Origin of the sequence: Arthrobacter gallicola, from assembly GCF_014836775.1 — a bacterium.
Taxonomy (GTDB): domain Bacteria; phylum Actinomycetota; class Actinomycetes; order Actinomycetales; family Micrococcaceae; genus Arthrobacter_B; species Arthrobacter_B gallicola.
Window position 1 is genome coordinate 425,594 of record NZ_JACSQD010000001.1, and the last position, 21,509, is coordinate 447,102.

17 protein-coding genes are annotated in these 21,509 nt (G+C 65.2%); 10 read left to right on the plus strand and 7 right to left on the minus strand.

The genetic code is table 11. The features are described 5' to 3' along the window. Positions 1-40: 40 nt before the first annotated feature. On the minus strand, positions 41-1,189 hold the full coding sequence (locus H9639_RS01915; RefSeq protein ID WP_318241947.1) for a class I SAM-dependent methyltransferase: 1,149 nt from the start codon (positions 1,187-1,189) through the stop codon (positions 41-43). After that, positions 1,186-1,860 carry a YigZ family protein gene (locus H9639_RS01920; RefSeq protein ID WP_191806444.1) on the minus strand — a complete coding sequence of 225 codons (675 nt, stop codon included), beginning with the start codon at positions 1,858-1,860 and terminating at the stop codon, positions 1,186-1,188. The genes H9639_RS01915 and H9639_RS01920 overlap by 4 nt, the downstream gene beginning before the upstream one ends. Positions 1,861-1,913: 53 nt before the next feature. On the opposite strand from H9639_RS01920, the gene coaE reads away from it, so the two are divergent. From coaE to H9639_RS01940, 4 genes are all read left to right on the plus strand, one after another. Then, entirely contained in the window at positions 1,914-2,537 is a 624-nt protein-coding gene (gene coaE / locus H9639_RS01925; protein ID WP_191806445.1) for a dephospho-CoA kinase, read from the plus strand. Positions 2,538-2,611: 74 nt separating this feature from the next. Continuing rightward, a complete protein-coding gene (uvrB, locus tag H9639_RS01930) occupies positions 2,612-4,687 on the plus strand; it encodes an excinuclease ABC subunit UvrB (RefSeq protein ID WP_191806446.1) in 2,076 nt (691 codons plus the stop codon). An 82-nt stretch (positions 4,688-4,769) separates the two neighbouring features. Beyond that, the gene (locus H9639_RS01935; protein WP_191806447.1) at positions 4,770-5,975 is read left to right on the plus strand and encodes a TerC family protein; all 1,206 of its coding nucleotides are present in this window, start codon (positions 4,770-4,772) and stop codon (positions 5,973-5,975) included. A 203-nt stretch (positions 5,976-6,178) separates the two neighbouring features. After that, positions 6,179-6,556 (plus strand): PLDc N-terminal domain-containing protein, encoded by a 378-nt coding sequence (locus tag H9639_RS01940; RefSeq protein WP_191806448.1) that lies wholly within the window; start codon positions 6,179-6,181, stop codon positions 6,554-6,556. Positions 6,557-6,590: 34 nt separating this feature from the next. On the opposite strand, the gene H9639_RS01945 is transcribed toward H9639_RS01940, so the two are convergent. The 4 genes from H9639_RS01945 to H9639_RS01960 form a co-directional block, all read right to left on the minus strand. Continuing rightward, entirely contained in the window at positions 6,591-7,817 is a 1,227-nt protein-coding gene (locus tag H9639_RS01945) for a hypothetical protein (RefSeq protein ID WP_191806449.1), read from the minus strand. 85 nt (positions 7,818-7,902) lie between these two features. Continuing rightward, positions 7,903-9,201: an alpha/beta fold hydrolase gene (locus tag H9639_RS01950; protein ID WP_191806450.1), complete on the minus strand. Its 1,299-nt coding sequence runs from the start codon at positions 9,199-9,201 to the stop codon at positions 7,903-7,905. After that, positions 9,198-9,695, minus strand: a complete 498-nt coding sequence (locus H9639_RS01955; protein WP_191806451.1) for a GNAT family N-acetyltransferase — start codon at positions 9,693-9,695, stop codon at positions 9,198-9,200. The genes H9639_RS01950 and H9639_RS01955 overlap by 4 nt, the downstream gene beginning before the upstream one ends. A 10-nt stretch (positions 9,696-9,705) precedes the next feature. Beyond that, entirely contained in the window at positions 9,706-12,255 is a 2,550-nt protein-coding gene (locus H9639_RS01960) for a DEAD/DEAH box helicase (RefSeq protein WP_191806452.1), read from the minus strand. 122 nt (positions 12,256-12,377) lie between these two features. On the opposite strand from H9639_RS01960, the gene H9639_RS01965 reads away from it, so the two are divergent. Both H9639_RS01965 and H9639_RS01970 read left to right on the plus strand, forming a co-directional pair. Further along, on the plus strand, positions 12,378-12,767 hold the full coding sequence (locus H9639_RS01965) for a tautomerase family protein (protein WP_191806453.1): 390 nt from the start codon (positions 12,378-12,380) through the stop codon (positions 12,765-12,767). 58 nt (positions 12,768-12,825) lie between these two features. Next, the gene (locus tag H9639_RS01970; RefSeq protein ID WP_191806454.1) at positions 12,826-13,602 is read left to right on the plus strand and encodes a trans-aconitate 2-methyltransferase; all 777 of its coding nucleotides are present in this window, start codon (positions 12,826-12,828) and stop codon (positions 13,600-13,602) included. A 12-nt stretch (positions 13,603-13,614) separates the two neighbouring features. Here the strand turns inward: H9639_RS01970 and H9639_RS01975 are convergent, their stop codons facing one another. Further along, complete coding sequence (locus H9639_RS01975) at positions 13,615-14,262, minus strand: MBL fold metallo-hydrolase (protein ID WP_191806455.1); 648 nt, start codon at positions 14,260-14,262, stop codon at positions 13,615-13,617. A 136-nt stretch (positions 14,263-14,398) separates the two neighbouring features. Between H9639_RS01975 and H9639_RS01980 the strand changes: the two genes are divergently transcribed. The 4 genes from H9639_RS01980 to uvrA all read left to right on the plus strand — a co-directional run bounded on the left by H9639_RS01980 (position 14,399) and on the right by uvrA (position 21,469). Next, the gene (locus tag H9639_RS01980) at positions 14,399-16,132 is read left to right on the plus strand and encodes an ABC transporter ATP-binding protein (protein ID WP_191806456.1); all 1,734 of its coding nucleotides are present in this window, start codon (positions 14,399-14,401) and stop codon (positions 16,130-16,132) included. A gap of 2 nt (positions 16,133-16,134) precedes the next feature. Then, positions 16,135-18,048: an ABC transporter ATP-binding protein gene (locus H9639_RS01985; RefSeq protein ID WP_191806861.1), complete on the plus strand. Its 1,914-nt coding sequence runs from the start codon at positions 16,135-16,137 to the stop codon at positions 18,046-18,048. Between the two features lie 94 nt (positions 18,049-18,142). Further along, positions 18,143-18,520 carry a GntR family transcriptional regulator gene (locus tag H9639_RS01990; protein WP_191806457.1) on the plus strand — a complete coding sequence of 126 codons (378 nt, stop codon included), beginning with the start codon at positions 18,143-18,145 and terminating at the stop codon, positions 18,518-18,520. A 54-nt stretch (positions 18,521-18,574) separates the two neighbouring features. Further along, complete coding sequence (gene uvrA / locus H9639_RS01995; protein WP_191806458.1) at positions 18,575-21,469, plus strand: excinuclease ABC subunit UvrA; 2,895 nt, start codon at positions 18,575-18,577, stop codon at positions 21,467-21,469. Positions 21,470-21,509: the final 40 nt, after the last annotated feature.

A 21,509-nucleotide genomic window follows, 5' to 3' on the forward strand; every position in this document is an offset into this window, starting at 1 on the left:
TCTCTGAAGTTTTCCCGAACGTTATACAGCGGGGCGGAAACTAGCGCGCGGTGGATACCGTGACCGTGAATTTGGGGTTCCGGGCGACCTGCCGGGTGGGCCCCACCAGCCGGTTCAGGGCAGCCTTGTAGGCGAGGTGGCTGTTCCAGACCGTCCACAGTTCGCCGCCGGACTGCAGGACCCGGCCGGCGTCAGCAAAGAGCTTTAAAGCGATTCCGGCATGGACAGTGGCGCCGATATGGAATGGAGGATTCAGCACCACCAGTTCCTGGGAGGCATCGCTGAGCCAGCTCAGGGCATCAGCCCGGCGCACGACGGCGTTTCCGGCGACGCCGTTCGCTTCCAGTGTCAGGGCAGTGGAGGCAACGGCGGCCTCCGACTGGTCGGAGGCGAGGATGCGTGCCGCCGGCCGGGTCAGGGCGAGGTAGGCGGCGATGGCTCCGTTTCCGCAACCCAGGTCCACCGCCTGCGCAGCATCCCGGGCATGCGCCAGATGCGGGAGCAGGAAACGTGTGCCGGGATCGAGCGCCGCTCCACCGAAGGCCGCGGCGCGGGCGCGCAGCTGAAGCGGAGCCGGGAGTCCGACGTCGTAGGCTGCGGCCAGCGGAAAGCGCGGCGCCGGGTGATCCAGGGCCGGCAGGGGAGCCGATACGGTCAGGATCCGGGACTTCTGCCGGGCGAGGCCTGCACTAACGGAGCCGAAGTACCGGGCGAAGATGCCATTCATGGCGGTGGTCATGTGCTTGAGCCGCCCGCCGGCGTAAACCCTGACCGCCGGATCCGCGTCCCGTGCGATGAGGGAAGCAATCTCCTCCAGCGCATCCAGGGAGCGCGGCAGGCGCAGGAGCACAACCCGTGCACCTGCCACGAGGCTGCGGTCCAGCCCGTGGTGCGAGTAGGCACCCTCCAGCCCCAAGGCCCGGGCATTGGCGTCAAGGGCAAGTTCCCCGGAGAGCGGATCCTGCTGGACCCGCAGTCCGTGGAGGCCGTGCAGGGCCGCGGCCCCCAGAGTGAGGGCACCGTAGGCATCCCCGATTACACTGACCGTGCCGGATTCGGCAGACATCAGATCATCCGCAGCCGTATCCAGCAGGAGCCGGTCTGCGCTGTCGTAGGCCTGGAGATTCTCCGCCTCAACGTCGGGGGCACGGCCGAGTACGTCGAACGCGAAGGGTGCAGCGGATGTCACAGGTCGATCCATTCGGTAGCGAGGGGTTCGGCGGCGGACCCGCCGGCGGTGAGGGACGCCAGCCGGTCCAAAAAGGTATCGGCGCCGCCGGGAACATCCGGCAGGGCCACGGTGATGCTGGCTCCGTCCGGTTCATAGTCGGTGCCTCTGATGCTGAATCCGGCGCTGCGCAGCTCGTTCTCCAGCCGGCCGGCCCCGGCATGGCCGGTCTTGACCGCATAGAGCTGCATGCGCCTGCGCTGGAGCAGGGGAGCGGTGGAAAGCGCCTGCGACACAGACTCGGAGTACGCCCGCACCAAACCGCCGGCGCCCAGAAGAATCCCGCCGAAGTAGCGCACCGTGACGGCGGTGATGTCGCTCAGATCGGCGGCACCGTCAAAGGTCTCCCGTTTAGTCAGCGCTTCGAGCATGGGGATGCCCGCGGTTCCGGACGGCTCGCCGTCGTCGCTGGAGCGCTGAACGGCCCGGTCCGGCCCGAGGACAAAAGCGCTGCAGTGATGGCGGGCGTCGTGGAATTCCCGGCGCAGCTGCGCCACCAGTTCACGGGCCTGCTGCTCGGTCTCCGTCCGCCGCAGCACGGTGATGAAGCGTGAACGCTTGATTTCGAGTTCGCTGCGGTGGTCCCGGGCGATGGTTGTGTAGCGCCCCGCCGCCGCGTCGAAATCACTCACGCTCCCAGTCTAGTTGCCGTCCCGCTGACAGGCTTCCGGGTAGGGTGGGAGCCATGCTCAAGGTAGGACTGACCGGCGGGATCGCTGCCGGCAAATCCCTGGCCGCCCGGACCCTGGCGGACTGCGGTGCCGTGCTTATCGACGCCGACGCGCTGGCCCGGGAGGTCGTTGCTCCCGGCACGGACGGCCTCGCCGCCGTCGTCGGCGCCTTCGGCTCCGAAATACTCGCCGGCGACGGTTCCCTTGACCGGGCTGCGCTGGCGGCAATGGTCTTCGGTGACGATGAGCGGCGCGCCGTGCTCAACGGCATTGTTCATCCGCGGGTGCGCGCCCGCGCCGCGGAGCTGGCAGCCCGGGTTCCCCGGGACGGGATTCTGGTTCAGGACATCCCGCTGCTGGTCGAGACCGGACAGGCGGGCAGTTTTGACTTTGTCCTGGTGGTCGAAGCTCCGGAAGAGCTGCGGATGCAGCGCATGGTCCGGGACCGCGGCATGGATCCTGCCGATGCGCAGGCGAGGATCGCGGCGCAGGCGACTGCCGCACAGCGGGCCGCGGCAGCCGACGTCGTGCTCAATAACACCGGCACTCCTGATCAGCTGGTGTCCGCGGTCAAGGAGCTCTGGGAGAAGCGGCTTGTTCCCCTGAATAATCAGCGGCTGCGGGCTGACCGGGCGTAGCCGGAGGCAGTCCTGACGTTATGCCGTGAGCAATACGGACAAGAGCTGACCGTATCCCGGAGTAGCGTTAAACCATGAGTCTTGCGCAGGACATCAATCGTGTTGTTGCCCCGTTCCGGGTAGTCAGTGACTACTCACCCGCCGGCGACCAGCCGACAGCGATCAAGGAACTTGCCGAACGCATCAACGCCGGTGAAAAGGACGTCGTCCTGATGGGCGCCACGGGCACCGGTAAGAGCGCCACCGCAGCCTGGCTGGTGGAACAGGTGCAGCGGCCCACCCTGGTGATGGTCCAGAACAAAACCCTGGCAGCCCAGCTGGCCAACGAGTTTAGGGAACTGCTGCCGAACAACGCGGTGGAGTACTTCGTTTCCTACTACGACTACTACCAGCCCGAAGCGTACGTCCCGCAGACCGACACCTTCATTGAGAAGGACTCCTCCATCAACGAGGAGGTGGAACGCCTGCGGCACTCGGCGACCAACGCCCTGCTGACCCGGCGCGACGTGATCGTGGTGGCGACCGTGTCCTGCATCTACGGTCTGGGCACGCCGGAAGAATACATCCGCGGCATGGTGACCCTGCGCCGCGGTATGGAAATGAACCGCGACGACCTGCTGCGCCGCTTCGTGTCCATGCAGTATGTGCGCAATGACATGGACTTCCACCGCGGCACCTTCCGGGTCCGCGGCGACACCGTGGAAATCATCCCGATGTACGAGGAACAGGCCATCCGGATCGAGTTCTTCGGCGACGAGATCGAGAGCATCCAGACCCTGCATCCGCTCACCGGGGACCTGATCCGCGACGAAGAGGAAATGTACGTCTTCCCCGCCTCGCACTACGTTGCCGGACCGGAACGGATGAACCGGGCAATCACCGGTATCGAGAACGAGCTGCGCGAACGCCTCGCCGAACTTGAAGGGCAGAACAAGCTCCTCGAAGCGCAGCGGCTGCGGATGCGCACCACCTATGACCTGGAAATGATGCAGCAGATGGGTTTCTGCAACGGCATCGAAAACTACTCGCGCTGGATCGACGGCCGCGGGCCGGGCACAGCACCGCACTGCCTGCTGGACTACTTCCCCGATGACTTCCTGCTGGTGGTGGACGAATCCCACGTGACGATTCCGCAGATCGGTGCCATGTACGAGGGGGACATGTCCCGCAAGCGGACCCTCGTAGAGCATGGCTTCCGGCTGCCCTCAGCCATGGACAACCGGCCGCTGAAGTGGGATGAATTCCTGGAACGCATCGGCCAGACCGTCTACATGTCCGCGACACCGGGCAAGTACGAGCTGGGCAAGTCCGACGGCGTGGTGGAGCAGATCATCCGTCCCACCGGCCTGGTGGACCCGGAAGTCGTGGTTAAGCCCAGCAAGGGCCAGATCGATGACCTGCTGGCCGAAATCCGGACGCGGACGGAGAAGGACGAACGCGTGCTGGTGACCACCCTGACTAAGCGGATGGCCGAGGACCTCACCGGGTATCTGCTCGAGAACGGGGTCAAGGTCGAATACCTGCACTCCGACGTCGACACCCTGCGCCGCGTGGAGCTGCTGCGCGAACTGCGGTTGGGCACCTTCGATGTCCTGGTGGGCATCAACCTGCTCCGTGAGGGCCTGGACCTTCCGGAAGTCTCCCTGGTGTCCATCCTGGACGCAGACAAGGAAGGGTTCCTGCGCAGTTCAACCTCCCTGATTCAGACCATCGGCCGTGCGGCGCGTAACGTCTCCGGCCAGGTGCACATGTATGCCGACCGGATCACCGATTCCATGGCGCATGCCATTGATGAAACGAACCGACGCCGGGCCATTCAGGTTGCCTACAACAAGGAGCGCGGTGTGGACCCGCAGCCCCTGCGGAAGCGGATCGCGGACATCACCGATTCCCTGGCACGCGAGGACGCGGACACCAAGGCCCTGCTGGAAGAGGCAGCCCGGACCAAGAAGAAGGGGAAGACCAAAGTCCGGAAGGACGGCCTGGCTGCGGCTCCCGCAGAGGACCTGACCGGTCTGATCGAGCAGTTGACGGAGCAGATGCATGCCGCGGCCGCGGAGCTGCAGTTCGAACTTGCCGCACGGCTGCGCGACGAGGTGGGCGACCTCAAGAAGGAGCTCCGCCAGATGCAGAACGCCGGACACGCCTGAGATAGACTGCTTGGCGGCGGTAGGGCAGCCCGGGACGCACCCGGAACTCCCTGCCTTTTTCCGTGTTCCGAAAGGTCTATACATGCCAGCTTTACCTGTCGCCTTCGAGGTCGGCACGTTCATCATCCTGGGACTGGTCCTGCTTTTCGACCTGCTCCTGGTCGTCAAACGGCCCCACGAACCGTCCATGAAGGAAGCCGGCCTGTGGGTCGGTTTCTATGTTGGCCTGGCGCTTTTGTTTGCCGCCATGATGTTCGTCTTCACCGGACCGGAGTACGGCAGCCAGTTCGTTGCGGGCTGGGTCACCGAATACAGCCTGAGCATCGACAACCTGTTCGTGTTCATCATCATCATGGCCCGCTTCTCGGTACCGCGTAAGTACCAGCAGGAAGTGCTGATGTTCGGCATTATCATCGCCCTGATCCTGCGGGGAATCTTCATCCTCATCGGTGCCGCCGTGATCGAGAACTTCAGCTGGGTCTTCTTCATCTTCGGCGCCTTCCTGCTCTGGACCGCGTACAAGCAGGCCACTGACAACGGCGAGGATGAGGACGCCGGCAGTGACAACAAGCTCATCCGCCGGCTCACCGGCTTCCTGCCCATGACGGATAAATTTGATGCGGGCAGGATCCGCACGGTGGTCGACGGCAAAAAGGTCTTCACCCCGATGCTGGTTGTCTTCATCACCATCGGTGTCACCGATCTGATGTTCGCGGTCGACTCGATCCCGGCGATCTTTGGCCTGACCCAGAGCGCGTTCATCGTCTTCACCGCCAACATCTTCGCGCTGATGGGCCTGCGCCAGCTCTACTTCCTGCTGGGCGGACTGATGGACCGGCTGATCTACCTCAAGCACGGGCTGTCGATCATCCTGGCCTTCATCGGCGTCAAGCTCATTCTCCACGCGCTGCACGTTAATGAGCTGCCGTTCATCAACGGTGGCGAACCGGTTGCCTGGGCGCCGGAGATCCCGACCTTCGTCTCCCTGGCCGTCATTCTAGGCACCATCGTTATTGCCACTGTGGCCAGCCTGCTCAGTCCCAAGGCGAAGGCCGTGCAGGCCGTTGCGTCCCTGGAGAACGCCCTGACCGTGTACCGCGGCCTGGGAGAGGACGCCGCCTATGAAGAGCGTGTCCAGGCGTATGAAAACGTCTCGGCGACGTACCTTGCCGCGGAGAAGGCGTCCCAGAACCGCCCGGATGTCGAGCTGCCGGAAATTTCGGACGAGGCCCGGGCCCGGTTCCGTGCCTCCGACCCCCGGGTTCCGGGGAACTCCCCGGAGAACTAAACAAAGAAGCAACAACTGCGGCTGCCCGGCGTTCCAACACGCCGGGCAGCCGCAGTTGTTGGTGGGGGAGGCAGAATCGGCCTTAACCGGAGACCCCGCCGTTCCCCGGTGCTAGCCTTCATCTACTACGACCATCCCTGATAGGGACACCCACGGCCCGCAGCGGCCATTTTGTTTCCTCTTGACGCTCCCGAGGAGCAGCAATGAACTTCTTCGAAGTCTTATGGTCAATCATCGCGGTGTTCTTCCTCTTCGCCTACCTCATGCTGTTGTTCCAGATTTTCGCGGACATTTTCCGTGACGACAGCATGAATGGCTGGCTCAAGGCAGTCTGGATCTTCTTCCTGCTGTTTGTTCCCTATCTGACGGCCCTGGTCTACGTGATTGCCCGGGGACGCGGGATGGCCGCGCGGAATGCACGCCGCGCCCATGAGATGGAAGAGCACACGGCGGACTACATCCGGCGCACCGCAGGAAACCAGAGCGCCACCGAACAGATCAGCTCCGCTAAAACCATGCTGGACGAAGGACTGATCACCAACGACGAGTTTGGCCGGCTGAAGGCCAAGGCCCTCGCCTGACCTGCGCAGACCGGGACGGAGCACCGTTCCCCGGCTACCCGGCGGCGGCCTGTGCAGGCGGGGCAGCGGGCGGCGGCGGTGCGGCGGAGGTCCGGACCGCCGCCGGCCGCCTGCCCAGCACCTCGAGGACAACGATCAGGCCCACCAAAACGACGGCGATACCTAGTGTGGTGCCGGCGGTCAGCCCGGGAATGAACAGCACCAGCACGACGATTCCCGCGGCAATACCCTGGCACCAGCGCTGGTGACGCAGCATCCACGGCTGCCATCGGGCCGGGTGCCCTGCAGCATAGAGCACCAGCACCGCAAGCAGGCCAAGCACCAGCACCGTCCGAAGCGCCCCGGCAAGCGGACCGAGGAACGCATCGCTGAGGGCCGCAGCCGCATCCGGGGATACGGCACTGCCCGTCAGCTCCTGGACGCCCATCTGCTGGACGATGCGCAGCGCCAGCACCAGGGCGAGGGCCGCCGCGGCGCTGGCCACGGCAATCACCAGGCCGGCCCGCAGCCGCCGGCCCGCCGGAGCCAGCAGGACAGCGGCAGCGGCAGCCACCAGGGCCGCCCACGGAAGAACAGCCGCCACGCGTTCCAGCGCAGCCAGCGCGGAGAGCGCCGAGGCCAGACCGGGGGCATGGAAGACAGTGAAGTCCCGCCCGGCGTCGTCGGGAATCGCTGACGCCGCGGACACACCCTTGGCCAGCAGCCGGGATTTCACTTCGCTGATCATCGCCGTCGTCGAGATGGTGACGTCGCCGTTCGGTGCGATGGAAGCGATATCGCCCGAATCGTTGTCCATGGCGCGGACCAGGGCTTCGTGGGCTCTTCTGTTGGCATCGACCCAAAGGTTGGCGAAGGCCTGACTGGAGACCGCCTTGGTCACGGTGTTGTCGATCATGGCATTCGTGCGGTCAGCGATGACCGGTCCCAGAGCGGCGGCGAGCACCTGGGAAGCACGCGAATCATCAAGGCTGGACAGGGCGTCATCGACGGTGGTGCTGATGTCCAGCCGTTCGGTGATCTGGTCCCCAATCTGCTGGGACAGGTTCGCCTGTACGGCTGGGTCCTGGATTACCGGTCCAACAGTGTCCACGTACCGGTCAGTGTTGCTCACCAGACTTGCCGCGTAGCCGGCCGTTACCGCGGCTACGAGCAGCAGGGCGCTGAGCACACCGAGGACCGCGGACAGAATCCTGCGCCATCTGGGAGCATCGGGGACCGGATGTTCGGTCCGGGGGGCGTCCAAACGTGTACTGGGTGCCATGTCAGGGCCTTCCGCCGCCGTGCATTCCTAGCTGACAGGGTAGGCCGGAGCCGACCGCTTCAACAGACCGCGGGGCTGGATCTGCCTACGGCTCGCCTGAGCGCACCATTCCCAGCAGCCGGTTGAAGATGGCTTCGCCGTCGTCGGAAATACCGTCATGGTGGAAGTCAGCGGTCTCCCAGACCCGGAGGCCCTTCACTGCGGCGGCCGTCTCCAGCGAGAGACCGCGGTCAACGTAGATGTCGTCGGTGTAGACGGCAGCAGCGGCCGGTACCGTGTTGCGGGCCAGCTGGCCGGCGTCGTAGAGCGCAGGCCAATCAGATTTCGCGGCCAGTATCTGGGCGGTTTCCTTCAGGGGGCGCAGCGCGGGGTCCTCATCGAAGTACCACGGGTACACCATCTCGCCCGTGTAGAGCGGCTCGGGCGCGTCCGGCTGGAACTGCGGGTAGGCGGACAGGACCCGCCAGGCCGCCCAGTTGGTGGCTTCTCCCTGACCGTAGATCGATTCATGCATCAGCGCGTACAGCGGGTTGGCGGACCGGTCCACCAGATGCCAGACGCCGGTCAGGAACGTGTCGGAGAGCCGTTCGCCCGACGGCGTTGAAACAAACGCCTCCTCCAGCAGATGATGAAGCGCGTCCATGCGGGTGTTGCCGCCCAGGAAGGATCCGGCCATCTGGAACCGCCGGACGGACAGCCGTTCGCCGTCGGGCAGATGTTCCGGGACCTCCTCCAGGTGCCTGGCGATCCGGGTGGTTATGTCCCGGTCGCCGGGGTACTTGGCGAAGTATTCCTTGTTCCGGGCCGCGACACGGGCAAACGTGGCGGAGTAAACGCGGTCGGCAGGGCCGGTCAGCGGGGCCAATCCTCCGGTGATCAGGACCTCGCGCAGCCCTTCCGGGGCGAAAGAGAGATAGGTGAGGGCGCAGAAGCCGCCGTAGGACTGTCCGTAGATGCTCCACGGCCCGGAGCCCAGCGCCGTGCGGATGAGTTCGGCGTCCCGGATGATCGAGTCGGCGCGGAAATGGGTCAGATACTCAGCCTGGCTGGCGGCGTCCCCGCGCGCAGCCAGGGTCTGCCGGTTGGCCGGCGTGGAGAGACCCGTGCCGCGCTGGTCCAGCATCAGGATCCGGAACCGGCGGGAAGCGGCCTTGGTCCAGCCGCCAAACTGGGTCAGCCGGGTACCCTTGCCGCCCGGACCACCCTGCAGATACAGCAGCCAGGGCAGGTCGCCGGAGATTTCCGGGTCCGAGTATTCCCGGGCGAAGACCGTGATCTGTTCGCTGTCCGGCCGCCGGTGGTCCAGCGGAACACTGAACCGGTGCTCGGTCACCCGCATGCCGCGGACGTCGACGGGCGCCGACGCCGTGTGGGGAATGCTCATGCGGGCTGGGATGTCCCGGGCTGCGCTGCCCCGAAGTCGTCCAGGGCCCCACCGGTGAGCCGGTACGTGGTCCAGTCGTCCATCGGCTCTGCCCCGAGCGACTTGTAAAACTGGATGGAGGGTTCGTTCCAGTTGAGCACGCACCATTCGACCCGGGCGTACCCGCGGTCGACGGCGAGCTGCGCCAGGTTGCGCAGGAGCGCCTTGCCGTAGCCGCGGCCACGACCCTCGGGACGTACGTAGAGGTCTTCGAGCCAGATCCCGTGGACCCCTTCCCAGGTGGAGTAGTTCAGGAACCAGAGCGCGAACCCCTGGACGGCACCATTGTCTTCCAACACGTGCGCAAACACGGCCGGGTGTTCACTGAACAGGTGCTGCTCCAGTGCCTCCGGCGTGTTCTTGACCGCGTCCGGTTCCTTTTCATAGATAGCAAGCTCATGGATGAGCTCCAGGATCACGGGAACGTCTTCTTTGCGCGCGGGTCGGATCAGCATGGGGTCCAGCCTAGTCCAGCCGGCCGGCGTGGATCACGCGGATGACGGGGCTGCCAGCTTCGTCCGAGGCGGCAAGGTCAACTTCGGCCGAGATTCCCCAGTCCAGGTGCCCGGCAGGGTCCTTAAAGATCTGCCGCACCTCCCATTTGCCGGGCAGTTCCTTGATGATCAGCAGCTGCGGACCGCGGGCATCGGGGCCGTCGTCGATGTCATCGTGTTCCTCGAAGTAGGCGTCCAGCACATCGGCCCACCGGTCCGCGTCCCAGCCGGAGCTGCCGTCGAGCGTTCCCAACGCGGTGTCATCTTCGTCGGCAAACAGCTTCACCCGCTGGAACATTTCATTACGCACCATCACCCGGAAAGCACGCGTGTTGGCCGTGAGTTTCTCCGGTGCCGGCGGCAGTACCGGCTCGCTGCCCGCGGAGGAGTCGACGCCGGCAGCCAGTTCTTCCCATTCGTCCAGCAGGGACGAATCGGTCTGGCGGACCAGTTCACCGAGCCACTCGATGATGTCGGAGAGGTCCTCGCGCAGGGCTTCCGGCGGAACGGTCTGCAGCAGGGCCTTGTAGCAGTCGGCCAGATAGCGCAGCACCACGCCTTCCGAGCGGGCGAGGGAGTAGAACGCCACGTACTCGCCGAAGCTCATGGCCCGCTCGTACATGTCCCGGACAATCGACTTCGGCGTGAGCTCGAAATCGCCCAGCCACGGTGCGCCGCTGCGGTACACCTCGAAGGACTGGAAGAGCAGCTCCGCAAGCGGCTGCGGATACGTGACCTCCTCCAGCAGCGCCATCCGCTGGTCGTACTCGATGCCCTCGGACTTCATGGCGGCAATGGCTTCGCCGCGCGCCTTCTTCTCCTGGGCGGAAAGGACCTGGCGCGGTTTCTCCAGCGTTGCCTCAATGACGGAGACCACGTCCAGAGCGTAGGACGGGCTCTCCGGGTCCAGGATTTCCAGCGCAGCCATGGCAAAGGGGGAGAGCGGCTGGTTGAGCGCGAAATTCGGCTGCAGATGCACCTTGAGCCGGACCTGGCGGCCATCGGCATCCGGGGTGGGCAGCTTCTCCACAATTCCGGCCGTTTTCAGTTCGCGGTAGATGCCCAGTGCCTTGCGCATCAGTTTCAGCTGCGAGGAACGGGTCTCGTGGTTGTTCGTGAGCAGGTGCTTGGCCGCGCGGAACGGATCGCCCGGGCGTTCCAGGAGGTTCAGCAGCATGGCATGGGTGACGTTGAAGCTGGAGCTCAGCGGTTCGGGCGTGCCCTCCACCAGTTTGGTGAAGGTGGGCTCGCCCCAGGACACGAAGCCGGCCTGCGGTTTCTTCTTCGCGACCTGGCGGAGTTTCTTCTGGTCGTCGCCGAACTTTGCCTTGGCTTTCGCCATCGCCTTGGCGTTTTCGATGACGTGCTCCGGGGCCTGCACGACGACGGTCCCCGCAGTGTCGTATCCGGCCCGCCCGGCGCGTCCGGCGATCTGGTGGAACTCCCGGACGTTCAGCGGGCGGGTGCGCACGCCGTCGTACTTGGACAGGGCGGTGATCAGCACGGTACGGATCGGCACGTTGATGCCGACGCCGAGGGTGTCGGTGCCGCAGATGACTTTCAGCAGTCCGGCCTGGGCCAGCTGCTCCACGAGGCGGCGGTACTTGGGCAGCATGCCGGCGTGGTGGACGCCGATCCCGTGCCGGACCAGCCGGTTGAGGGTTTTGCCGAAGCCGGGTGCGAAGCGGAAGCCGGCGATCAGTTCGGCGATCCGGTCCTTCTCTTCGCGGGTGCAGACATTGATGCTCATCAGCGCCTGGGCGCGGTCAATGGCTTCGATCTGGCTGAAGTGCACCACGTAGACGGGAACCTGCTTGGTGGCGAGCAGTTCCTCGAGGGATTCCTGGACCGGGGTTTCGACGTAGTAGTAGTGCAGCGGGATGGGCCGCTCCACGGAGGAGACCGTGACCGTGTCCCGGTTGGTCAGTTCGGAGAGATCCGTGGCGATCCGGGTCATGTCGCCCAGCGTCGCGGACATCAGCAGGAACTGGGTCTGCGGCAGCTCCAGAAGCGGCACCTGCCAGGCCCAGCCGCGCTGCGGATCGGAGTAGAAGTGGAACTCGTCCATGATCACGGTTCCGACGTCGGCGTCGGGGCCCTCGCGCAGGGCGATGTTTGCGAGGATCTCCGCGGTGCAGCAGATGATCGGGGCGTCCTTGTTCACGGAGGAGTCGCCGGTGACCATACCAACGTTCTCGGCGCCGAAGATGTCGCAGAGCGCAAAGAACTTCTCTGAGACCAGGGCCTTAATGGGAGCGGTGTAGTAGCTGCGCTCGTCCAGGGCCATGGCGTAGAAGTGCGCGGCGATGGCCACCATGGACTTCCCGGACCCGGTGGGGGTCGCCAGGATGACGTTGTTCCCGGAGACGAGCTCCATCACGGCCTCATCCTGGGCCTGGTACAGGTTCATGCCCCGGCTTTCGACCCATTCCAGGAAGGACGTGTAGAGCTCGTCCGGATCGACGGTGCGGGTGGCGGATTGTCCAGAGGGACCGGAAGGCAGCTGTTCAAGTAGTTTCATCTCCCTACCAGCCTAACGGGGCGTGGGAAACTGCGTTTGCGCAGGGATCACTCATGCAATGGCTGTCCGGTCAGCGGGCGCGGGGTACGTTCCATTGGTGGTCAGTCAGATATCGTGCTCGCATGGCACAGATCATGGTTTACGGGCATCGGAGGAATCTCGACCGTCGGCGGACGGAATTGAAGAACGCCATCCATGGTGCGCTGATGGCCGCCCTCGAGTACCCGGCCGAGAAGTGTTTTCAACGCTATATAGCGCTGAACGATGAGGATTTCGTTCACCCTGCGGATCGCGGAGCCGATTACACGATTATCGAAATCTCCATGTTTGAGGGCCGCTCTGATAATGCGAAGCGGGCGCTGATCGCCGAGCTGTTCCGTCGTGTCGATGAAGAAGCCGGAATCTCTCCGCACAGTCTTGAAATCACCATCACCGAGACCCCAAGGATCAACTGGGGTATCAGAGGAGCCAACGCCGCCGATCTGACGCTTGGGTACACCGTTGAAGTCTGACCACAGCAGCATTTCGCTGTAACGGCACCGGCCAGTCCGGGCTGCTAGGCTCGCGGGCATGAAATGGGATCCGGCAAAGTACACACAGTTCTCTTCCCACAGGGACCGTCCGTTCTTCGACCTGGTTGCCCGGATCGGCGCCGAAGATCCCGGCTGGGTCGCGGACCTCGGCTGCGGCACCGGAGTCCTGACAGCCACCCTTGCCGAACGGTGGCCGGAAGCCTCGGTAACCGGACTGGATTCTTCACCGGACATGGTGCGCCAGGCCCGCGCGCTCGCCGGCGGTCCGGAGGGACCTTCCTTCACGCTCGGAAGCATCCGGGACTGGGAAACACCCTCCGGTCCGGGTGTGCTGGTCTCCAACGCGGCCCTCCAGTGGGTCCCCGGGCATGAAGAGCTGCTGGAACACTGGGCCAAGAAGCTCGATCCCGGGTCCTGGCTCGCCGTGCAGGTACCCGGCAACTTCGGCGGCCTCTCCCACGTCCTCATGCGCGAACTGGCCCAGTCCCCGCGCTGGGCTACGGCGCTCGCCGGCGTGCTGCGGGGCGAAGACTCGGTTTCTGAGCCGGAGCAGTACCTCGAGCTGCTCATCGGCGCCGGCCTCAGCGCCGACGTCTGGGAAACCAGCTACCAGCAGCTGCTCACCGGGGAGAATCCGGTACTGGACTGGGTCCGGGGCACAGCACTGCGGCCGGTCATGGCGGCACTGGCAGCCGAGGACTACGCGGCGTTCGAAGCGGAATACGGACAGCTGCTCCGCAGGGCCTATCCCGCCAAGTCCTGGGGGACCATATTCCCCTTCCGCCGCATTTTTATGGTCGCGCGGAAGGGGTAGGCACGCCGCCCGCTACCAGCCGCGTTCTTTCCATTCGGCAAGGTGCGGACGCTCAGCCCCAAGGGTCGTCCCGGAGCCGTGACCCGGATGGACCACTGTGTCATCGGGCAGGTATTCGAAGATACGTTCGAATACGTCCGCAAACAGGGAGTCGAACCTTTGTGGGTCTTTCTGCGTGTTGCCGAGGCCTCCAGGGAAGAGCGAGTCACCGGTAAACAGGTGAGCCGGCCCATCCGGATCCCGGTACAGCAGGGCAACGGAGCCAGGCGTATGACCGCGGAGGCTGATCACTTCCAGGTCGAAACCATCAAAATCCAGCACATCTCCGTGGGCCAGCGGCACGTCGGTCGGCACCGGAATCGCAGGGATGTCCTCAGCTCCGGCGGCCGTGCGGGCACCGGTGGCGGCAACGGCACCGGCGAGCGCCTGGACATGGTCCGGATGGCTGTGGGTAGTGATGATCATCCGCACAGCAGCCTCCGCGGGCCCGCCATAGAGATCGGCTGCCCCTTCCTCGAGGAGCGCCTGGATGCGGGGGAGGTCATCAGCGGCGTCAATAATGACCTGGACCCCCGAGTTCTTAGCGGTAAGGACATAGACGTTGTTGTCCATTGCTCCCACGGACGCGCTTCTGATCGAGACGTTCTTGTTATCCAACATGCGGCCCAGTCTAAACGGCTGCCGGGCTGACCTGCGTGCGCGTGAAGACCGTGTCAGCGGCGCCCTTGCTGCCCCTGTGTAACGGGCGTAGTTTCGGATGGTGCCGGCGGACCGCCCGGCAGTTCCAGGAGGATACGTGCTCGTTCGGCTCGTTCGTGAAAACCTGGCCCCGTTCAAGGGTGCCGTGGCCGCCGTCGTCGTCCTGCAGTTCCTGCAGACCGCCGCGACACTGTTCCTTCCCACCCTCAACGCGGACATCATTGACCGGGGCGTGGTGCGGGGAGACACCGGGACCATTCTTTCGATTGGTGCCTGGATGCTGGCCGTGACTGCCGCGCAGGTGGTGTGCTCGGTGGCGGCTACCTATTACTCGGCGCGCACCGCCATGCGGGTGGGGCGGAATGTGCGCGATGCCCTGTTCACCAACGTGCAGACGTTCTCCGGCCGGGAGGTGGGCGTCTTCGGAGCGCCGTCGCTGATTACCCGCACCACCAACGATGTCCAGCAGGTGCAGATGTCCCTGCTGCTCACCATGACCATGATGGTCTCGGCACCGATCATGGGCGTGGGCGGTGTGCTGCTGGCCCTGAACCAGGACATCCCGCTGTCCGGCATCCTGCTGCTGATCCTGCCGGTGCTGTTTGTCATCATCCTCCTGATCCTGCGCCGGCTGGTGCCGCTGTTCCGGCGGGCGCAGCGCCAGATCGACCGCGTCAACGGGGTGCTGCGGGAACAGATCATGGGTATTGCGGTCATCCGTGCGTTTGTCCGGGAGCGCACCGAGGAACAACGGTTCGAAGGTGCCAACGCCGATCTCACCGGTACGCAGCTGCGGGTGGCACAGTACCTGGCACTGCTCTTTCCAGCCGCCATGCTCGTCGCGAACACCGCCACCGTTGCCGTGGTGTGGTTCGGGGCCTTCCGGATCGATGCCGGGCAGATGCAGATTGGTGCCCTCACCGCGTTCATCGCCTACATCATGCAGATCCTCATGGCCGTGATGATGTCCATGTTCATGATCATGATGCTGCCCCGCGCCGCAGTCTGCGCAGAACGGATCTACGAGGTGCTTGATACGCGGACCAGCGTGCGGGACGCGCCCGGTGCCCGCCCGCTGGTGTTCGACGGCGGCCGGATCACTTTCCGGGACGTGGGCTTCACGTACCCGGGGGCCGAGGCTCCGGTGCTGCAGGGCATCAGCTTCGAGGCGCTGCCCGGGCAGACGACGGCGGTCATTGGCTCCACCGGTGCCGGGAAGTCCACTCTGCTCAACCTCATTCCGCGGCTGCTGGATCCCACCGGCGGGAGCATCAGCGTGGACGGACAGGACACCGCTGCGGTTACGCTGCAGTCCCTGCGCAGCGGAATCGGACTGGTGCCGCAGCGGGCGCACCTCTTCTCCGGCACCATCGCCACCAACCTGCGCTTCGGCAAACCGGACGCCACGGAGGAGGAACTCTGGCAGGCGCTGGAAATTGCGCAGGCTGCGGACTTCGTCCGGGCAACTGAGGGCGGACTGGATTATCCCGTGGAGCAGGGCGGCACCAACTTCTCGGGCGGACAGCGCCAGCGGCTGGCGATCGCCCGTGCACTGGTGGTGCAACCGTTCATTTACCTGTTCGATGACAGCTTCTCCGCCCTGGACTTCGCCACCGACGCCCGGCTGCGCGCAGCACTGAAGCAGCGCACCGCGCATGCGACGGTGCTGGTGGTGGCACAGCGGGTCAACACGATCACTGACGCGGCCCGGATCATCGTCCTGGACGAGGGACGGATCGCCGGGTCCGGCAGCCATGCCGAGCTCATGGAATCCAGCCCCACCTACCGGGAAATCGTCGAATCCCAGCTCACCCCCGAGGAGGCGCTGTGAGTATGCCGGGCCGCGGCGCTCCGGCCGTCAAACCGGCCAACTTCGCTTCCTCCGCCGGCAGGCTCCTCCGACTGCTCTCTCCCGATACCTGGCGGGTCGCCGCGGTGGCGGTCTGCGCCGTCGTTTCCGTGGCGCTCGCGGTCACCGCACCCAAGGTCCTCGGCGACGCCACGAACGTGATTTTCGACGGCGTGATCGGCGCCTCGCTGGAGCCGGGGGTTCCCAAGGAAGCGCAGGTGGAGGCCCTGCGCGCGTCGGGACAGACCCAGCTCGCCGACATGCTCGCGGCCATGGACGCCGTGCCGGGGGAGGGGATCAACTTCGGCACCCTCGGGACCCTGCTGCTGGGGGTGCTCGCCATCTACCTGGCGTCCTTCTTCTTTGGCTGGGCCCAGGCACGGGTGACGGCGAGGATTGTGCAGAACGCCATGTACCGGCTGCGGCGGGACGTGGACGCCAAACTGTTCCGGCTGCCGATGTCCCATTTCCAGCGGGAATCCCGCGGGGACGTGCTGAGCCGGGTGACCAATGACATCGACAACCTGGCCCAGACGCTCTCGCAGAGTATTACCCAGGTGATCACCTCGGTGCTGACCATCCTGGGCGTGCTGGGAATGATGCTGTGGATCTCTCCGCTGCTGGCACTGATTGCAGTGGCCACCGTTCCCGTTTCCGCTCTGGTAACCGTCCTGATCGCCCGGCGCTCGCAGGTGCAGTTCAAGGCGCAGTGGAAAACCACCGGTGAGGTGAACGGCTACATCGAGGAGATGTTTACCGGCCAGGACGTGGTGAAGGCCTTCGGACAGCAGGACCGGGTCGTGGCAGGCTTCGCTCCGGCGAATGACCGGCTCTACTCCTCAACCTTCCGCGCGCAGTTTGTCTCCGGGATCATCATGCCGGTCATGATGTTCATTTCGAACCTGAACTACGTGGCGGTCGCCGTCGTCGGCGGGATCCAGGTTGCCGGCGGCGCCCTCTCCATCGGCGGAGTGCAGGCGTTTGTGCAGTACAGCCGGCAGTTCTCCCAGCCGCTGGGTCAGCTGGGCGGCCTGATTAACATGCTGCAATCCGGCGTCGCCTCCGCCGAGCGCGTCTTCGGCCTCCTCGACTCCCGGGAGGAAAGCCCCGATCCCGCCCATCCGGTGGTGCTGGACCAGGTCCGCGGAGACGTGGCGTTCCGTCATGTTTCCTTCTCCTACACGCCGCAGGCCCCGCTGATCCGGGACCTCTCCTTCGAAGCCAAACCCGGCCGGACAGTGGCGATCGTCGGTCCTACGGGAGCTGGCAAGACCACTCTGGTGAACCTCCTGATGCGCTTCTATGACATCGATTCCGGGGAAATCACGATCGACGGCGTCAGCACCATGGAGATGCGCAGGGACGATGTGCGCCGCTGTATCGGAATGGTGCTCCAGGACGCCTGGCTCTTTGAGGGAACGATCCGCGAGAATCTGTCCTACGGCGCACCGGAGGCCACGGAGGAGCAGATCATGGCCGCGGCCAGGGCCACCTCTGTGGACCACTTCGTCCGTTCGCTGCCGGAAGGTTATGACACGGTCCTTCCGGCGGACGGCGGTTCCCTGAGTCAGGGCCAGCGGCAGCTGATCACCATTGCCCGGGCCTGGCTGGCGAATCCATCGATCCTGGTGCTGGACGAGGCAACCAGTTCGGTGGACACGCGCACCGAAGTCGCCATCCGCCAGGCCATGAATGCCCTTCGTGAAGCCCGCACATCGTTCGTGATCGCACACCGTCTTTCGACGATCAGGGATGCCGACGTGATCCTGGCCGTGCGGGACGGGAAGATCGTAGAGCAGGGCACCCACGCGGACCTGCTGGAGGCAGGGGGCTTCTACGCCGAGCTCTACCAGTCACAGTTCAGCGGGCCCGTCACGGCGGACGAACCGCCGGAGTAGCCTTTCCGCCCGGACCCGCCCCGCACGTGGCAAGATTGAGGGACTTCCAATATCTGCGGAGCACGCGCTCGGCAGCAGACCAGAAAGCGGTGGCATGGACGACGGCGTGCTCTCCTGGGTGCGGATCGACGGATCAAGTTCGGTGCCGCCGTACGAGCAGCTCCGGCTGCAGATCCTCGACGCCGCCAACGACGGCAGCCTGGCCGTCGGGACCCGACTCCCTCCGGTGCGTGCCCTGGCCGCCCAGCTGGGTCTCGCCGTCAATACGGTCGCGCGGGCCTACCGGGAACTGGAGCAGGCCGAGGTTGTTACCACCCGCTCCCGCGCCGGCACCATCATTGCCGCGGCTGGGGACAACGGCAGGCGCCGCGTGGCTGAAGCCGCCCGGGTTTTCGCCCACACAGTCAAGGCCAACGGCGTGGACCAGAAGAGCGCCCTGTCTTTTGTCGAAGCAGCCCTACGCCAGGGGTGAACACACCCCTGGTCGAATACTTGTTCGAGTGCCGATTGTTCTACAGTGGAAAGCGTGTCTACCGCGACTTCACTCTCCCCTGGCCAAACACCGAACCACGGCGGCGACCTGTCGCGCCTGATCGTTAAGGGCGCACGGGAGCACAACCTGCGCAATGTCGACCTGGACCTGCCCCGGGACGCGATGATCGTCTTCACGGGCCTCTCGGGCTCAGGCAAGTCCTCCCTGGCCTTCGACACGATCTTCGCCGAGGGACAGCGCCGCTACGTGGAATCGCTCTCCTCCTACGCCCGGATGTTCCTGGGCCAAGTGGATAAGCCCGACGTCGACTTCATCGAAGGCCTCTCGCCTGCGGTGTCCATCGACCAGAAATCCACCAGTAAAAACCCGCGGTCCACGGTAGGCACGATCACCGAGATCCATGACTACATGCGCCTGCTCTGGGCACGTGTGGGCACCCCGTTCTGTCCCATCTGCGGAGAGCCGGTCAGCCGGCAGACCCCGCAGCAGATCACTGACCAGCTCCTCGAACTCGAGGAAGGAACCCGCTACCAGATCCTGGCGCCGGTGGTCCGCGGACGCAAGGGCGAATTCGTCGACCTGTTCAAGGACCTGGCCGCCAAGGGGTATTCGCGGGCCAAGGTGGACGGCAAGCTGGTCCAGCTCTCCGACCCGCCCAAGCTGGGCAAACAGTACAAACACACCATCGAGGTTGTGATTGACCGTCTGGTCGCCAAGGACGGCATCCGGCAGCGGCTCACCGATTCGGTGGAAACCGCCCTGGGCCTGGCTGACGGCCGCGTCCTCGCTGATTTCGTCGACGCCGAGGAAGGCAGCCCGGAGCGCACCCGGACCTTCTCCGAGCACCTTGCCTGCCCGAACGAGCACCCGCTGGCCATCGATGAGATTGAGCCCCGCTCCTTCTCCTTCAACAACCCCTTCGGTGCCTGCCCGGTCTGCACCGGCATCGGGTCGCGGCTGGAAGTGGACGAGGAGCTGGTGGTCCCCAATCCAAACCTGAGTCTCGCAGCCGGCGCGATCGCACCGTGGTCCATGGGCACGGCTACCACCGAGTACTGGAACCGGCTGCTGGACGGGCTGGCCAAGGACATGGGCTTCTCCATGAACGTGCCGTGGAAGAAGCTGCCCGCCGCGGCCCGCGAGGCTGTGCTGCACGGCAAGGACCACAAGGTTGTGGTCCAGTACAAGAACCGCTTCGGCCGGGAACGGAAGTACAGCACGGGCTTCGAGGGTGTGATCGGCTACATCAAGCGCAAGCACCAGGAAACGGAGTCAGAAAGCTCGCGGGACCGCTACGAGGAGTACATGCGGGAAACCCCGTGCCCGGAATGCGGCGGCGCACGGCTGAACCCCGCCTCCCTCTCCGTGCTGATCAACGGGCGGAACATTGCCGAGGCCAGCAAGATGCCGCTGCGCGAAGCCGCTGCGTTCTTCGAAAACCTGGCGCTGACGCCACGCGAAGCCAAGATCGGCGAGCAGGTCCTGAAGGAGATCCAGGCCCGCCTGACCTTCCTCCTCGACGTCGGCCTGGACTACCTGAGCCTGGACCGTCCGGCCGCCACCCTCTCCGGCGGTGAAGCCCAGCGCATCCGGCTCGCCACCCAGATCGGCTCCGGCCTGGTCGGGGTGCTCTACGTCCTGGATGAGCCGTCCATCGGACTGCATCAGCGGGACAACCGGCGGCTGATCGAGACCCTCGCCCGGCTGCGCAACCTGGGGAACACACTGATCGTCGTGGAGCACGACGAAGACACCATTCACGAAGCCGACTGGGTTGTCGACGTCGGACCAGGTGCGGGGGAGGCCGGCGGCGAAATCGTGCATTCCGGTCCGTTGTCCGAGCTGCTGACCAACACCAGGTCGATCACCGGCGACTACCTGTCCGGGCGCCGGAGGATCGAAATCCCGGCCAAGCGGCGCAAGGTCGACAAGGCCCGCCAGCTGAAGATCGTGGGCGCCAGGGAGAACAACCTGCGGAACCTCGACGTCAGCATCCCGCTCGGCGTCTTCACCGCGGTGACCGGCGTGAGCGGATCGGGCAAGTCCACCCTCATCAACGACATCCTGTACCGGGTGCTGGCGAGCAAGCTTAATGGCGCCAAGCACGTGGCCGGACGCCACACCCGGGTCGACGGCCTGGAGCACCTGGACAAGGTCATCCACGTTGACCAGAGCCCCATCGGCCGCACCCCGCGCTCCAATGCGGCCACCTACACGGGCGTGTTCGACCACATCCGCAAGCTCTTTGCCGAGACCAATGAGGCAAAGGTGCGCGGCTACCTCCCGGGCCGGTTCTCGTTCAACGTCAAGGGCGGACGCTGCGAGGCCTGCCACGGCGACGGCACCCTGAAGATCGAAATGAACTTCCTGCCGGACGTCTACGTCCCGTGCGAGGTCTGCCACGGTGCGCGCTTCAACCGCGAAACCCTGGAAGTCCACTACAAGGGCAAGAACATTGCCGAAGTCCTGGACATGCCGATCGCTGAAGCCGCGGAGTTCTTCGCAGCCTTCAGTCCGATCGCCCGCCACCTGAACACCCTGGTGGATGTGGGACTCGGGTACGTCCGCCTGGGTCAGCCCGCCACCACTCTTTCCGGCGGCGAAGCCCAGCGGGTCAAGCTGGCCGCGGAACTGCAGAAGCGGTCCAACGGCCGCAGCGCCTACGTGCTGGATGAACCCACCACCGGCCTCCACTTCGAAGACGTGCGGAAGCTGCTGATGGTGCTCCAGGGGCTGGTGGACAAGGGCAACACGGTGATCACGATCGAGCACAACCTCGACGTCATCAAGAGCGCGGACTGGCTCATCGACCTGGGGCCCGACGGCGGCACCGGCGGCGGCCAGGTGGTGGCCTCCGGCACCCCGGAAAAAGTCGCCAAGGTCGCGGCGAGCCACACGGGCCGGTTCCTGGCAGAAATCCTGCCCTGACCCCAAACGGGCTGGACGGGGCCGGCTGCGGCCGGCCCCA